Annotated in this window: 14 protein-coding genes; 11 read left to right on the plus strand and 3 right to left on the minus strand. The window is 61.5% G+C overall.

Translation table 11 applies throughout. From position 1 onward, the window contains the following. Window positions 1–4 precede the first annotated feature (4 nt). From glpC to G5168_RS11655, 10 genes are all read left to right on the plus strand, one after another. On the plus strand, window positions 5–1,207 hold the full coding sequence (gene glpC, locus G5168_RS11610; protein ID WP_158111129.1) for an anaerobic glycerol-3-phosphate dehydrogenase subunit GlpC: 1,203 nt from the start codon (window positions 5–7) through the stop codon (window positions 1,205–1,207). Window positions 1,208–1,831: 624 nt separating this feature from the next. Beyond that, entirely contained in the window at window positions 1,832–3,277 is a 1,446-nt protein-coding gene (nrfA, locus tag G5168_RS11615; RefSeq protein WP_227342727.1) for an ammonia-forming nitrite reductase cytochrome c552 subunit, read from the plus strand. A gap of 53 nt (window positions 3,278–3,330) precedes the next feature. Then, the gene (nrfB, locus tag G5168_RS11620) at window positions 3,331–3,930 is read left to right on the plus strand and encodes a cytochrome c nitrite reductase pentaheme subunit (RefSeq protein WP_139459307.1); all 600 of its coding nucleotides are present in this window, start codon (window positions 3,331–3,333) and stop codon (window positions 3,928–3,930) included. Next, window positions 3,927–4,619: a cytochrome c nitrite reductase Fe-S protein gene (gene nrfC, locus G5168_RS11625; protein WP_421252237.1), complete on the plus strand. Its 693-nt coding sequence runs from the start codon at window positions 3,927–3,929 to the stop codon at window positions 4,617–4,619. Before nrfB ends, nrfC begins: the two co-directional genes overlap by 4 nt. 87 nt (window positions 4,620–4,706) lie before the next feature. Continuing rightward, window positions 4,707–5,660: a cytochrome c nitrite reductase subunit NrfD gene (nrfD, locus tag G5168_RS11630; RefSeq protein ID WP_421252238.1), complete on the plus strand. Its 954-nt coding sequence runs from the start codon at window positions 4,707–4,709 to the stop codon at window positions 5,658–5,660. 171 nt (window positions 5,661–5,831) lie between these two features. Continuing rightward, window positions 5,832–7,799 (plus strand): heme lyase NrfEFG subunit NrfE, encoded by a 1,968-nt coding sequence (nrfE, locus tag G5168_RS11635; RefSeq protein ID WP_421252272.1) that lies wholly within the window; start codon window positions 5,832–5,834, stop codon window positions 7,797–7,799. Further along, the gene (locus G5168_RS11640) at window positions 7,796–8,398 is read left to right on the plus strand and encodes a DsbE family thiol:disulfide interchange protein (RefSeq protein ID WP_421252239.1); all 603 of its coding nucleotides are present in this window, start codon (window positions 7,796–7,798) and stop codon (window positions 8,396–8,398) included. Before nrfE ends, G5168_RS11640 begins: the two co-directional genes overlap by 4 nt. Next, window positions 8,395–9,600 (plus strand): heme lyase NrfEFG subunit NrfF, encoded by a 1,206-nt coding sequence (gene nrfF / locus G5168_RS11645; RefSeq protein WP_421252240.1) that lies wholly within the window; start codon window positions 8,395–8,397, stop codon window positions 9,598–9,600. The genes G5168_RS11640 and nrfF overlap by 4 nt, the downstream gene beginning before the upstream one ends. 91 nt (window positions 9,601–9,691) lie before the next feature. Then, complete coding sequence (locus G5168_RS11650) at window positions 9,692–10,321, plus strand: DUF2268 domain-containing putative Zn-dependent protease (RefSeq protein ID WP_201934281.1); 630 nt, start codon at window positions 9,692–9,694, stop codon at window positions 10,319–10,321. 54 nt (window positions 10,322–10,375) lie between these two features. Further along, window positions 10,376–10,828 carry an NUDIX hydrolase gene (locus tag G5168_RS11655; RefSeq protein ID WP_376867379.1) on the plus strand — a complete coding sequence of 151 codons (453 nt, stop codon included), beginning with the start codon at window positions 10,376–10,378 and terminating at the stop codon, window positions 10,826–10,828. 98 nt (window positions 10,829–10,926) lie between these two features. On the opposite strand, the gene phnX is transcribed toward G5168_RS11655, so the two are convergent. From phnX to phnW, 3 genes are read right to left on the minus strand one after another with little or no spacing between them, the layout of a single operon-like run. Further along, window positions 10,927–11,766, minus strand: a complete 840-nt coding sequence (gene phnX, locus G5168_RS11660; RefSeq protein ID WP_421252241.1) for a phosphonoacetaldehyde hydrolase — start codon at window positions 11,764–11,766, stop codon at window positions 10,927–10,929. Next, window positions 11,759–13,198 carry an aspartate aminotransferase family protein gene (locus G5168_RS11665; protein WP_421252242.1) on the minus strand — a complete coding sequence of 480 codons (1,440 nt, stop codon included), beginning with the start codon at window positions 13,196–13,198 and terminating at the stop codon, window positions 11,759–11,761. The genes phnX and G5168_RS11665 overlap by 8 nt, the downstream gene beginning before the upstream one ends. Then, entirely contained in the window at window positions 13,195–14,337 is a 1,143-nt protein-coding gene (phnW, locus tag G5168_RS11670; RefSeq protein WP_421252243.1) for a 2-aminoethylphosphonate--pyruvate transaminase, read from the minus strand. The genes G5168_RS11665 and phnW overlap by 4 nt, the downstream gene beginning before the upstream one ends. A gap of 264 nt (window positions 14,338–14,601) precedes the next feature. Here phnW and phnR point away from each other — a divergent pair, with 264 nt between their 5' ends. Further along, window positions 14,602–15,309 (plus strand): phosphonate utilization transcriptional regulator PhnR, encoded by a 708-nt coding sequence (gene phnR / locus G5168_RS11675; protein ID WP_421252244.1) that lies wholly within the window; start codon window positions 14,602–14,604, stop codon window positions 15,307–15,309. The last annotated feature ends 47 nt before the right edge of the window (window positions 15,310–15,356 follow it).

Genomic DNA, 15,356 nt, shown 5'->3' on the forward strand with positions numbered 1-15,356 from the left:
TGACATGCTACTGGATCACGCCAACCAAACTTTCGATCAGTGCATCAAATGCACCGTCTGTACCGCCTACTGTCCGGTGGCCAAGGCCAACCCCGCCTACCCCGGCCCGAAACAGGCGGGCCCGGATGGGGAGCGGCTGCGGATCAAGAGCCCGGAGCTCTTTGACAGCGCCCTCAAGCACTGCACCAACTGCAAGCGCTGCGAAGTAGCCTGCCCGAGCGGGGTGCGCATCGGCGACATCATCGCCAAGGCCAAACACCAGTACAGCGGCTTCAAACCGGGGATCCGCGAGTTCGTGCTCTCCCACACCGATCTGATGGGCAGCATGTCTACCCTGATGGCCCCGGTGGTCAACTTCACCACCGGCCTCAAGCCGATGAAGCTGGTGCTGGACAAGGCGCTGGGGGTCTCATCCCACCGCGACCTGCCCAAATACTCCCAGGGCACCTTCCGCGGCTGGTACAAGAAGCAAAAAGAATCTCAGTCCCGCTTTGCGCGGCAGATCGCCTACTTCCACGGCTGCTACGTCAACTACAACCACCCGCAGCTTGGCAAGGAGCTGGTGCAGGTGCTCAACGCCATGAACATCGGTGTGCAGTTGCTTGAGCGGGAGAAGTGCTGCGGCGTACCACTGATTGCCAACGGCTTCATGGACAAGGCCAAGCAGCAGGCGGCCTTCAACATCAAGCAGATGGAGAACTCCCTGCTGGGCAACGAGATGCCGCTGCTGGCCACTTCCTCCACCTGCGGCTTTACCCTGCGCGATGAATATCCCCACCTGCTGGAGCAGGACAACCACAAGGTGCGGGATCGCATCTCGCTGGTGACCCGCTTCCTGTGGAACGAGTTCTACAAGGGCAACAAACCGGCGATGAAGCCGCTCAATCTGCACATCGCCTACCACACCCCCTGCCACATGGAAAAAATGGGGGGCGTCATCTACACCCTCGAATTGCTGCGCGCCATTCCCGGGGTCAAGGTGACGGTACTGGAGTCCCAGTGCTGCGGCATCGCCGGCACCTACGGCTTCAAGTCAGAGAACTACCAGACCAGCCAGACCATCGGCGAGGGGCTGTTTGATCAGATCAACCGCCTCTCCCCCGATCTGGTGATCACCGATTGCGAGACCTGCAAATGGCAGATCGAGATGAGCACCAGCTTCCGCTGCGAGCATCCCATTCATCTGCTGGCCCAGGCTCTGGCATAAGATGAGCGTGACCATATCCGCTGGTGTAAACCCCGAAGCCGGGGTATTCGTTGGTTCACCACCATGCCTTTGGGGCTGCAACCCAAACAGTATCTGATCACGATAAGACCTGAGAGGAGCCGGCATTGCCGGCTTCTCTCATTGATGTTGCCGACCATCTCGCCCATCGGCGGAACGCCCGGCCCGTACAGACTGTAACCGACAGCCCTCTCAAAAAAAGAATATTTATTCATTTATTATTTTTATACCCATAAATAGATAATTGATATGACAGATAACCCTGCATGCCTTGCCAAATAACACAGGCATACCTCAGGTGTCGCTCCGTCCCGCCACAGAGACTCATTACACTTCCAATATTCTGACTTTCTTAATAATTTAACCGGGATCTCATTTCTGTCTGTTGGTGCTCTCGGTAATTGATCTAGCGCAAGCCCCCCTCTGATAAATCATCATTCTTTTTACCCATTTGGTAATATCCAATTCGAGCAATCGCATAAAAACATGGGTTTTATTCACTAATAACAATGAAGCGGCCTGCCTGCTCCTGCTTGGCGGGGGCGAACCAATGCCCACATCCAGGATGGAACTGTCAGGTCTGGCAATGAGATCGATTAGGGAGTGATGATCGTGAGTTCACGCAACAGACAGATCAAGCTGGGCCTCGCCGCCCTGCTGCTGACTACCAGCCTTGGCACCAGCGGCTGGGCACAGGCAGCCGATGACACGCAACCCAAAGGCAAGATCGAGGCGCGCAGCGAGCTGTTCGCCAAGGATCACGCCGATCAGTTCACCAGCTGGCAAGCCACCAGCGAAAGCAAGGAACGCACCGATGCGCTGGCGGAAGATCCCAACATGGTGGTGCTGTGGGGCGGTTACCCCTTCGCCAAGGATTACAACAAGCCGCGCGGTCACTTCTATGCCCTGACCGATGTGCGCGAAACCCTGCGCACCGGCGCCCCGAAAACAGCCGAAGATGGCCCCCTGCCCATGGCCTGCTGGAGCTGCAAAGGCCCGGATGTGGCCCGCGTCATCGACGAGCAGGGTGAGGATGGCTACTTCAAAGGGATGTGGGCCAAGGGCGGGCCGGAAGTAGTCAACACCATCGGCTGCGCCGACTGCCACGACACCGCCTCGAAGGAGTTCAAGGAGGGTAAACCGGCCCTGCACCTCTCCCGTCCCTATGCCGATCGGGCCATGACAGCCATCGGCAAGCCGTTCAAGGAGCAGGGGCGCTTTGATCAGCAGTCCCAGGTGTGCGGCCAGTGCCACGTGGAGTACTACTTCAGCGGCCCCACCAAGGCGGTCAAATTTCCCTGGGACAAGGGCACCACGGTGGAGCAGATGGAGGCCTATTACGATGAAATCGGCTTTGCCGACTGGACTCATGCCCTCTCCAAAACCCCCATGCTGAAAGCCCAGCACCCCGAGTACGAAACCTGGCGCGCCGGCATTCACGGCCAGAACAACGTCGCCTGTGTCGATTGCCACATGCCCAAGGTGCAGAACGAGCAGGGCAAGGTCTACACGGATCACAAAGTGGGGAACCCCTTCGATCGTTTCGAGCAGACCTGCCGCAACTGTCATACCCAGAGCAAGGAGATGCTGCAGGGGATCGTCAAGCAGCGCAAAGAGGCGGTAATCGAAACCAAGCTGAAGGTCGAGAAGCAGCTGGTACACGCCCACTTTGAAGCCAAGGCGGCCTGGGATGCCGGCGCCACCGAGGCTGAGATGAAGGATATTCTGCAGGACATCCGTCACGCCCAGTGGCGCTGGGACTACGCCATCGCATCCCACGGGGTGCAGATGCACGCCCCCGAAGTGGCCCTCAAGGTACTTGGCAGCGCGCTGGATAAAGCCGCTGACGCCCGCACCAAGCTGGCGCGCCTGTTGGCCAGCAAGGGGATCAGCCACGAGATCGCCATCCCCGACATCTCCACCAAGGAGAAAGCGCAAGCCGCCCTTGGCATGGATATGAAGCAGTTCAACAGCGACAAGGCCCAATTCCTCAAGACCACGGTCCCCGCCTGGGATGCCGAGGCCAAAGCAGCCGGACGGCTGGCACAGTAACGGCGCCTGCGGGCCCGGTGCCAAGTCGGGCCCGCAGCGGATGGAGGCTTCCTATGGGTGATTTAACGATGGATTTCTTACGACTGATGCTGATGGCAGCCATGCTGCTCACCAGCCTGCAGGGTCAGGCGGCCGAGCCGGCAGCAGCCCCTGTTCCAGCTACACATGAGGTGGAATTTTTACGCAATCCCGACAAAGCCTGCACCGACTGTCACAAGGAGCAGAGCGAAGGGATGCACGGCAAGCATGGTCAGGCGACCAATCCCAACAACCTCAAGCCGGTGACCTGCACCAACTGCCACGGCCAGCCCTCCCCCCAGCACCGGGAAGGGGTCAAGGATGTGATGCGCTTCAGCCACAGCCTGAAGGATAAAGAGAGCATCAAGCTTTATCCCATCAGCGAGCAGAATGGAGTCTGCATGAGCTGCCACGAGCCTAAAGAGCTGCGCGAGGCGCTCTGGGCCCACGACGTGCACGCGACCAAGCTCACCTGCACCAGCTGCCACCAGTTGCATCCGGCCAAGGAGCCCATGGTGGGGATCCCGGAAAAATCCCGCATCAAGCTCTGCGTCGACTGCCACAGCAAGCAGCATGAGGCCAGCAAGGCACGGCAGGAGCAGTCCAAACCGGCTACCGGCAAGGAGGCATCATGAGCTGCTCTCGCCGTGACTTTATGGCGGGCATGGGCGCAGGGGCCCTTATCATGATGACGGGGACTGCTAGTGCCAACACCCGCTCCCTTGCCCCCCCCCTCGCCCACAGCCAGACCATCGACGGGATCCGCTATGGCATGCTCCACGATGAGACGGCCTGCATCGGCTGCACCGCCTGCATGGATGCCTGCCGGGAAGTGAACAAAGTGCCGGAAGGCGTCTCGCGCCTCGAGATCATCCGTTCAAGCCCAATCGGTGAATTTCCCGACGCCGAGTACCGCTTCTTTCGCAAGTCCTGCCAGCACTGCGACAACGCCCCCTGCGTGCACGTCTGCCCCACCGGCGCCTCCCATATTCGCAAGGAGGATGGCATCGTCGATGTCGACGCGGATCTCTGCGTCGGCTGCATGTATTGCCTCGCCGCCTGCCCCTATCAGGTGCGCTTTATCAACCCGGTCACCCGAGTGGCGGACAAATGCGACTTTTGCCGCAAGACCAACCTGGCGGCGGGCAAGGAGCCGGCGTGCGTGGAATCCTGCCCCACCAAGGCGCTGGTGTTCGGCAATCTGGATGATCCGGACAGCCCCATCGCCCAACGGCTGGTGAAGGAGACCACCTATCGCTACAAGCAGGCGCTCGGCACCTCGCCCAAGATGTACCGCGTGCCCAAAGGGGAGATAAAGTCATGACGATGCAAGAGGCGTTTCACTTCCCTTCCCTTGTCTGGGAATTTGTCCGATCGCCATCTACCGCAGTAACAGAAGGAGGAATGGATCATGTTGCATGACGCATTTCACTTCCCTTCACTTGTCTGGGACTGGCCCATCGCTATCTACCTGTTCCTGCTCGGCATCTCCGCCGGGGCCACCAGCCTCTCGGTGCTACTGCGCCGCAAGGGGGCAGGCAGCGAGAGCGGCATCATCAAGGCGACCGCAATCCTGGCGCCAGCGAGCGTGATATTGGGGCTGCTGATCCTTATCTTCCATCTGGCCCGCCCCTGGACCTTCTGGAAGCTGATGTTCCACTACCAGTTCGACTCCGTGATGTCGATGGGGGTCATGCTGTTCCAGCTCTATATGGCGGTGCTGTTCGCCTGGCTGGCGGTAGTGTTTCGCGCCGAGATTGAGACCTTGCGTTGTCACCTGCTGCAAGAGAAGTTCGCTTTTGTGGATGAGCTGATTGGCTGGCTCGCCCGCATCGAGCGGCTGCTGGCACCGCTGTTGCTGCTGCTCGCCGTGCTGCTGGGGGCCTACACCGGCTTTCTGCTCTCGGCGCTCAAGACCTATCCGCTCTTGAACAACCCGGTGCTGCCAGTGCTATTTCTGGTCTCGGGCATCAGCTCAGGTATCGCCTCCACCATCTTGCTGGCGGTGACGCTCTTCAAGGAGAACCATCACAGCCAGGGGGTGAGCTTTGTTCACCGCTTCGAGCGGCCGGTGCTGGTGATGGAGGTGTTGCTGCTGGTCTGCTTCTTTACCGGCCTCTACTTCGGTGGCGGCCAGAAAGAGGTGGCCATGTGGGCGGCCATCGGCAGCGGCTTCTGGGCTCAGGTGTTCTGGGTCGGCGTGGTGGGGATCGGCATGCTGCTGCCCCAGCTGCTGGCTCTGCTGACCCCGGCGCCCCTGCGGGAGCGAAACGGCCATCTGGTGCTGGTCTGCAGCCTGACACTGGTGGGGATCCTGCTGCTGCGCTACTTCGTGCTTTATGCCGGTCAAATGACAGTCGTATAACGGTATGATCACCAGCGCCAGCCACCCTCGGGTGACTGGCGCTAGTTTGTTGCTGCCCAATGAATTTCTGGTGATGCCACACCCGTTGCTTGGCAATATTCCCCGCCAAAGCGAGACGACGCTACGTGTGTGCCATGACATGAATGACATCAAAGATTGACTGGAGGTTATGTGCTGGCGGAGCTCGGCTATCTCTCACTGTTGCTGGCGGCGGCACTCTCCTTGCTGCAGGGCACCCTGCCCTGGCTGGGATTGCGGCTCGCCTCCCCGACCCTGCTGCGCTGCGCCACGCCGCTGGCGCTGATCAATGCCGTCCTGCTATTGGCCTCCCTGCTGCTGCTCGCCAGCTGCTTTGGCCAGGATGATTTCACCGTCAGCTATGTGGCCCAGCACGCCAACAGTGCCCTGCCGCTGGGCTTCAAGCTGGCGGCGGTGTGGGGCGGCCATGAAGGCTCCATGCTGTTCTTCGTCTTTGCGCTGGGGCTGTGGGGCGCCCTGGTGGCCCTTTGTTCCAAGCGGGTCGATCCGCTGATCACAGCCCGGGTATTGGCCATCATGGGTCTGATCGTCGGGCTCTTCGGCCTCTATACCCTGATCTTCTCCAGCCCGTTTGACCGCCAGTTCCCGGGGCCGCTGGAGGGGCGCGATCTCAACCCCATGCTGCAAGATATCGGCCTGATCATCCACCCGCCCCTGCTCTATCTCGGTTACGTCGGCTTTGCGGTCAACTTCGCCTTCGCCATGGCGGCGCTCCATTCGGGCAGGCTGGATGGAGCCGTGGCCCACTGGAGTCGCCCCTGGGCGCTCGGCTCCTGGGTGTTTCTCACCGCCGGTATCGTGCTGGGCTCCTGGTGGGCCTATTACGAACTGGGCTGGGGTGGCTGGTGGTTCTGGGATCCGGTAGAAAATGCCTCCCTCTTGCCCTGGTTGCTGGGCACTGCCCTGCTGCACGCCCTGATTGTCTGCGAGAAGCGCGGCGCTTACGGCCACGCCGTGCTGCTGCTCTCCATCTTTACCTTTGCCTTGAGCCTGCTCGGCACCTTTGTGGTGCGCTCCGGGGTGCTCACCTCGGTGCACGCCTTTGCGGTGGACCCCAGCCGCGGCCTCACCCTCTTGTTGCTGCTCGGTTTGCTATTGACCTGCGCCCTCACCCTGTTTGCCCTGCGTGCAGACATTCGCGCCCCCTATGCCCGCTTTGGCTTGCTGTCAAAAGAGGGGCTGCTCGGCGCTGCTATCCTGCTTCTCTGCGTGGCCTGCGCCAGTGTGCTGCTCGGCACCTTCTACCCCATGGTGTTCCAGTCGCTTCATCTAGGCTCGCTCTCGGTGGGTGCCCCCTATTTCAATACCATCTTCGTGCCGCTGGCCCTCTGCCTGATGGGGCTGATGACCCAACTGCCGCGCCTGCGCTGGCAGCAGCTTGCGACACATTCCCGACTCAACGCTCTGTTGCCGCCGCTGTTTGGCCTGCTTGGCGGCGGGCTCATTAGCCTTGCCTATCTGGAACAGGGATCGTTTTCCGGTAACTGGAACGGCATCCTCGCCAATATGGTGAGCCTCTGGCTGATGGCCAGCCTGCTGCTCCCGCTCTTGCAACTGACGTCGCTGCGTGAACTCACCCTCAATCGGTTCGGCAGCCTGCTGGCCCACCTCGGGGTGGCGGTGTGCGCCCTCGGGATCAATCAGGTGAGCCACCACAGTCAGGAAGGGGGCACAGTGCTAAGTGCCAACCAGCCCTACCAGCTCGGTGCGTTCGAATTTCGCTATGAGGGACGCGAGCCGATCATCGGCCCCAACTACACCGCCGAGCGCATCACGCTCAGCGTGCATAAAGAAGATAAAGAGATCGCCAGGCTCACCCCAGAGCGACGTCACTACAGCGTGCGCACCATGAACATGAATGAACCCGGCATCGCGTGGGGAATGCTCGGCGATCTCTACGTGGTGCTGGGTGAGAAGATGGGACCAGATGCCTATGCCATGCGGCTGCACTACAAGCCGCTGGTGCGCTGGATCTGGCTCGGCGGCCTGTTGATGATGGCGGGCGGCACCCTGCGCCTGCTCGCCCGTCGCCCCTTGCTTGCCTCCCGTCCCGTTGAGGTTGGCACCTCCCATCCCCGGCTCGAACAGGAGGCGTTATGAGATCCCGCCTGCGCCTCTTTCTTCCACTGCTGCTGACCCTGGGCCTCGGCGCCCTGCTTTGGCTCGGCCTTGGCAACAATCCCTACAGCCAGGATGAGGCGACGCTCGGCCGTACCCTGCCTGCGTGGCAAAGCAACAATCTGCTGGACGGACGTCCGATCCAGACCGCCAGCCTCAAGGGGGAGCCCTTTGTGCTTAACGTCTGGGCCAGCTGGTGCGCCAACTGCCGCGCCGAGCATCCGCTGCTCAGCGAGCTCGCGGGCACAGTACCCCTCTACGGCCTCAACTACCGGGACAAGGGGGATGCGGCCCGCGCCTGGCTTATCCAGGCGGGCAACCCCTATCGCGCTGTGCTGGCCGACCCCGACGGCAAACTGGCGCTGGAGCTCGGCGTCTACGGCACGCCAGAGACCTATCTGTTTGATGCCGATGGTGCCCTGCTTGCCCGTCATACCGGCCTGCTCACCCGGGAGATCTGGCAACGCCAGTTTGTCCCCCTGCTCGACAAGGCGCGAACGGATGCGCAAATGAAGGCCGCTACAACGGCACCCGCAATTGCGCCATCTATTGCAACATCAGCTCGGGAGACACAGCCATGATGCGCCGTTCTCTTGCCTGCCCCCTGCTGGCCCTCGGCATGCTGCTGAGTGCAACTGCATATTCCAGCGGGGTCGATACCTATCAATTTCGCCACCCCGAGCTGCAAAACCGCGCTCAGGAATTGGCCCGCGCCCTGCGCTGCCCCCAGTGCCAGAACCAGAATCTGGTGGAGTCCAACTCCCCCATCGCGCGGGATCTGCGGCTCGAAGTCTACCGCTGGGTGGACGAGGGACAGTCTGATGAGCAGGTGATCGCCCGCATGACGGAGCGCTTCGGTGATTTCGTCCGCTACGATCCCCCCTTCAAGAGCAGCACGGCGCTGCTGTGGGGCTGCCCCCTGCTACTGTTGGGGCTGGCGCTGTTGACCCTGTTTCGCCGCCTGATACACACAAAGGCGCAACCCATCCCTGCCGTTAAGGCAATCGATGAGTCAATCCATCAACCCGCCGCCGATCCGCGCAGCGAATTGAATTTGCTGATCATGCACGGGGAGCAAGCAGGCCTCTCCCCCGACCAACCACTCTACCAGGAGCTAGTTGCCGCCCGCCTGGCCAACGCCATCCCGGCGGCTGAGCTGGCCCTGCGCGCGCAACTGGCCAGCCAGCGTGACAATCGCGGCCACCATCATCGGCACGGGCGGGCCCTGTTGCTACTTGGCATCATGGCATGCGTAGCCGTTGCAGCTGTGTATCTGGGCACCGGCCGTTATCAGGCATGGCAGGCTTATCAGTCGCGCCCCGATCCGCTGGCGGGATTAAGCCCGCAGGATCTGCAGGACAAGGAGCTGGGGAGTCTGCATCAGAAGCTTCAGCGCAATCCTGCCGATCTCGACAGCTGGGCGGCGCTCGGCCAGCTCTATCTCTATCGGGGCGAATATGACAACGCCCTGCTCGCCTACCAACGTCTCGCTCTGCTGGAGGGGGGGGCCAGCGCGGCGACTCAAGCCGCCCAAGCCACCGTGCTCTACTATCAGGCGGGCCAGCAACTCACCCCGGAGGCACTGCACCTGCTCGATAGCGCCCTCAAGCAGGACGCGGGGGAAGTGAGCGCCCTGATGCTGCTCGCCTCCGATCACTTTCTGCATGGCCGCTACAGTCAGGCCATTGCGCTGTGGCAGCAACTGCTCGATGGCGAGCGCCCTCGCATCAACCGGGCCGCGCTGATCGAGGCGATCCAGACGGCAAGCATAATGGGCGGGTAACCCCTTGATTGAAGGAGGGTAATCGTGGTGATATGGCGCCGCGACCACGCAAGTGGCTCAGCACTCTCTTTCAATAGACAAGGATGTCTGGATGCAACTCACCCTGTTAAACGACTCGGGCAAATTCGATGGGCTCGATGACACCATTAGGCATGTCTTTGCCGAGACGGCGAACAAATTGAATGCCTTGTTCGATCTCTCCCAACTGGATGTCACCTTCAGCCCTTTTGCCGAGGGGGATGCTCCCGACTCGGGTATCGGTGGCTGGGCCATCAACATGTATCGAATAGAACTCCAGCTTGATCTGGAACGGCCTGATATCAAAGAGGTGATCATCACCGAATTGCCTGCCGTGCTGGCCCACGAAGTCCACCATATCGTGCAAAAGAAGAACAAGGTGGAAGCAGAAACACTGGCCGAAAACCTGATTTTTGAAGGACTGGCCTGCTACTTTGAGCAGAGGTTCAATGGCGGCACACTCCCCTCGCTGTTCAAGGAGTCTCATCATCATGACTGGCAATCGCTTCTGGCAGAGATGACGCCCCATCTATCCAGCAAGCAGTTCAACTATTTAGACTTTTTCTACTGCCGTGATAACCGGCCATTTCCCAAATATGCCGGTTACTGGGTGGGGTTCAATCTGGTGGCCAACTATCTGGCCAAAAATGGCCTGAATGAAATAGAGGTCATGGGCCTACCCGCCGAGGCGTATTTCAATTAACACGCCTTCACACTGTTCATGGCTATCACAGAGCCCAAACCCGGAGAGAAGATCATGATCCCCATTCGCTGCAAGGCCGTCTCCGGCGTTGCCCTTACCACTGTTGATGGCGAAACCAAATTGCTGGTGATGAAACGGGTCAAGGGGGGCTTCTGGTGCCATGTGGCGGGCACAGTGGAGGCGGGTGAAACCGGCTGGCAGACCATTATTCGGGAGTTTGGCGAAGAGACGGGTATCAGGGTCACCGAACTCTACAACGGCCAGTATCTGGAGCAGTTTTACGAGGCGAGCCTGAATACGGTGGAGGTGGTGCCGGTCTTTGTGGTCTATTGCCCGGCCAATCAGGCGGTGATCCTCAACGACGAGCACACCGAATATCGCTGGTGTTCCCTGGCCGCGGCCAAGGTGCTGGTGAGTTTCCCGGGCCAGAAGGCGCTCTACGACCATATCTGGCACCACTTTGTCGACAACGCCCCCTCTCCCCTGATGCGGGTCGATATCCGCTGACCGCGCACGGCTTCCCCCTGTAAATGCAACACGCCCCCGGATGGGGGCGTGTTATATCTAAAGCCAGCCAAGCGCTTTTGTTAGACCAAGCAGATGGCCTACGGCCGCTCGCCAGCGGCCAGACGGCGGTTGATATCGGCGATAACCGGGGCGATGTCGGCAAGGGTATCAATCACATAGTGCGCCCCCGCCGCCCGCAGTTTGGCCTCGGCCGGTGCGCGCCGGACGGCGATCTCCGCCTCGCTCATGGCGGCAAACTCTTCCCAGGTGGCACCAAATTCGTTGCCGGAAACCGACAATCCCACCGTCCACATGCCCGCGTTAAGCCCTTCGCTGATACCCGGCACGGCGTCATCCACCTTGATGCAACGATGCACCGCGCTCACTCCCAGCTCAATCACGTTGGCCAGCGCCATCCAGGGGCCGGGGCGACCACCGGCCTTGAGATCGTCGGTGGCGACCCAGTGATCCGGGCGGTAGCCATGATCGGCCGCCGCTGGCACCAACGCCTCCATCACCGGACGAGGATAACCGGAGCAGGAGCCAATTTTCATCCCCTGCACCCGCAGAGCGTCCAGCACCGGCAGCACACCGGGGATGGGGGCGGCAAAGCGGGTCACGGCGGCAATCTGCAGAGGCATAAAGGTGTGATAAATGTGGTCCACCTCGGCGTGGCTCATAGGATGGCCGAAGCGAGCCTGCCAACGCGCATCCACCGAGGGCAGACGGCCCAGCGCGGCGATATGATCCCACTTGCCAAGGCCCATGGGCTGGCGTGCTTCATCCAGGGTCACGGTGAAGTCATAGGCGCGGGCGAAGGCCTCGACGAAGATGGAGGTGGGGGCGAAGGAGCCGAAATCGACGACGGTACCGGCCCAGTCGAGGATCAGCGCATCTACGTCGGTGATCGGGTCTACAGCAATCTGCAAGTCAGTCATGGTGGTGTTCCTGTTTCGGTGAAAGTGCGATCTCGCCAAGGGCGCGATCGAGAATGGTGATGGCACGCACCAGGTCGGCAAGGGCGATATTGAGCGGTGGCGAGAGCTGGATGACGTTGCCCTGGGAGACCTTGAAGCTGAGCCCCAGCTCCAGACAGCGGTAGAGCAGCCGCTCGGCGGCCTGGCTATTGCGGGTGCGACTCTGATGATCGACCACCAGATCGAGCGCCCAGAGCAAACCTATGCCACGTACCTGCCCGATCAGCGGGTGACGCTCGGCAAGCACCGCGAGCTCTGCCGCCATAAAACGGCCATCCTCCTGCGCTTTTGCCAGCAACCCCTCTTCGCGGATGGTCGCGATGGTCGCGAGGGCCGCCGCGCAGCCGATGGGGCTCTTCTCGTGGGTGTAGTGACCGAGCGAGATGGCTGCGGCCTGATTGAAGCGGTCACGGGTGATGAGCGCCGCAAACGGTACCACCCCGCCCCCCAGCCCCTTGCCCAGGCAGATGATGTCGGGTTCGATGCCGAACTCCTCGAAGCTGAACCAGTGGCCGGTGCGGCCCAGGGCATTGGGGATCTCGTCGACGATCAACAGCACCTTGTGGCGATCGCAGATCTCCCGCACCCGCTGCCAGTAGGCTTTCGAGGGCACCTGTACATCGGTATTGCGGATGGGCTCGGCGATAAAGGCGCCTATTCCTCCCTCCTTCTCGATGACGTACTCCAGATAATCGGCGTAGTGCAGGTCATCCCCCTCCCCGCGATACCAGACGCCGCGATAACGGGTGGGCGGTGGGATGCGCTCCACTCCGGCCATCAGCGGGCCCATACCGGCGCGAAAACAGGCCTCGCCGCCGACCGAGATGGCATCGAGGGAGGCGCCGTGAAAGGCATCCCACAGGGACACCACCTTGCTATTGCCGGTAATGAAACGGGCGAGCTTCAGGGCAATCCCCACCACCTCGCTGCCGCCGGGGGCGAACAGCACCCGGTTAAGATCGCCGGGAGCCAGCTCGGCCAGGGTACGGGCGCAGTCGATGGCAACCTGATGGGTGTAGCGGCGGGGCGCAAACGGCAGATCGGCGAGTTGCTGCTGCACCGCGGCCACCACCCTGGGGTGACCGTGGCCCAGCTGATGGACGCTGTTGCCGTGAAAATCGAGGTAACGCTTGCCCGATACGCTGGTCAACCAGCTCCCCTGCGCCCCCTCGATCAAATCCAGACAGGGGGTGGAGAGTGCCTGATGGAGAAAGTAGCGGCTATCCTCCGCCAATCCTGCCCGTACATCTTCGCTCTGGCCCGCCCACCAGCGCGCCCGCCCCTCGCCGAGGTTTACATCCCCTTCGCTATCGGCTCGGCCGCTACCGTGCAGCTTATGGTCATACAAATCGCGGCCACGCAGATCACGACCCTGAGCCTGCATGCTGGTCATCGCGCGTCCCCTTGCCAGTAGCAGGCGCTGGCCATGGCGGCGAGCAGACCGCGCACCCGCTCCGGGGTCACGTCGCCGATATTGCCGATACGGAAGCAATCGGCCTGGGAGACCTTGCCCGGATAGATGACAAAGCCCTGTGCCTTGAGCCGCTGGTAGAAATCGGCGAAGCGGTAGTCCGGGTGGGTCGGAGAGTAGAAGGCGGTGATGATGGGAGACTGCCACTGCTCGGGCAGCAGCGGCGCAAAGCCCAGCTTAGCCATCCCCGCCACCAGGGTGCGCTGGTTTTCGCTGTAACGCTGATGACGGGCTTCAATGCCCCCCTCCTCGTCCAGCTCGCGCAGGGCCTGGGCAAAGGCGAGCACGGTATGGGTGGGCGATGTAAAGCGCCACTTGCCCCCTTGCTGCTCCATGGTCTGCCACTGGGCGTGCAGGTCGAGGGATACCGAGCGGGCACGACCGGCGCAGGCCACCAGCGCGGCGCGGCGAGCGATGACAAAGCCAAAACCCGGCACCCCCTGAATGCACTTGTTGGCCGAGCTGATGAGAAACTCGATGCCAAGGCGACCCATGTCGATGGGGATACCGCCAAAGCTGCTCATGGCATCGACGATCAGGCGGATGCCGCGGCGCTGGCAGAGCTCAGCCACCTCCTCAAGGGGGTTGAGCATACCGGTGGTGGTCTCGCAGTGCACCATGGCCAGATGGGTGATCTCGGGGTGGCGCGCCAGCATCGCCTCGATGGCGGCGGGCTCCGGGCGGGTGGTCTCGCCGCAGTCCAGCTCGTGGTGGCGCAGGCCAAGGCAGCGGGCCATCTCCCCCATGCGGGCACCGTAGGCGCCGTTGTTGATGATCAGCAGACACTCATCGACGCCGATCGCCGAGCCCAGCACGCTCTCCACCACATAACTGCCACTCCCTTGCAGCAGCACGGCGCTGTAGTCACTTTCATATTCCGGGCCGGTGGCGAGGCGCACCAGCTCGCGGCGGATGGGCTCCACCACCCCCTGGTTGTAGTCCGCATCCCAGGTACAGCTGTCTTGCAGCATGGCGGCGCGCACCGTGGCGGTGGTCGAGAGGGGGCCCGGGGTCAGCAGCAGGTAATCGACGGCGGCAGGGGCCGCAGGAATATGGGTCATGACTTCGCTCCTTTGGTATATACCAGAATGAGCGCATTGTGGGTAACTGCCCCGCCAAGGTCAAAGGGGTGGCGCTACGTGCAACAAAAAATTCATTTTCAGCGCCGGGATCGCGATAATCTAGGAAGCCTGAACAGCAGGGGCGATTCTGGTATCTACCAACGCATGTTGATGTCGCCGTTTAACGACCGGGCAGATGACCTGCCCTGTGCCCAGCCCATTGCCCAACTCATTGCACAACTTATTGCAAAACCAGGGATTTTCATGAGCAAACCGCAATATCTGCAGATCAAGGATGCCCTCGCCAACCAGATCCTGGCGGGGGGGCTGGCCCCCAACGACAAGCTCCCCTCCGAGCGGCTGCTGGGGGAACTCTATGGCACCACCCGGGTCACCATCCGCGAGGCGCTGGTGCAGCTGGAGGCGAACGGCCTTATCTATCGGGAGGATCGCCGCGGCTGGTTCGTCACCCCGCCGCGCTTTCGCTTGAACCCCAGACGCACCTCCAACTTTCACCAGATAGTGCGGGAGCAAGGGGGTGAGCCACGCACCGAACTGCTTGATAAAAGCCGCCAGGCGGTGCCGCCCGCGTTGATGGCGCAACTGCAGCTCAAGCCGTTCGACAGCCTGTTTCTGCTAAAACGGCTGCGCTACGCTAACGGGCGCGCCATCTGCTACTGCGAGAACCACTGCCTGCCAGAGCGGGTGCCCGGCCTGCTGGATCTGGATCTCAACGGCAGTCTGACCGAGATCTACCAGGCCCATTACGATCTTCATTATGCCCGCATGCAGGTGCGCTTCTTCCCGACCGCCCTGCCGGACGAGGTGGCCAAGGCGCTGGGGGCCACCGCCGGCCTGCCTGCCCTGCGCCTCGAGCGACTCAACTTCGATCAGCACGGACGGGTGCTCGACCTCGATCTGGAGTACTGGCGCCACGACAGTCTGGAGATCGAGGTGGATACCCAGGATTAGTCACGGGTACATCAGGAACAGCAAATCGCACGCGGCAAAACGTCACG

The sequence above is a fragment of the Aeromonas sp. 600724 genome (genome assembly GCF_049175135.1).
Taxonomy (GTDB): Bacteria; Pseudomonadota; Gammaproteobacteria; order Enterobacterales; family Aeromonadaceae; genus Aeromonas; species Aeromonas veronii_A.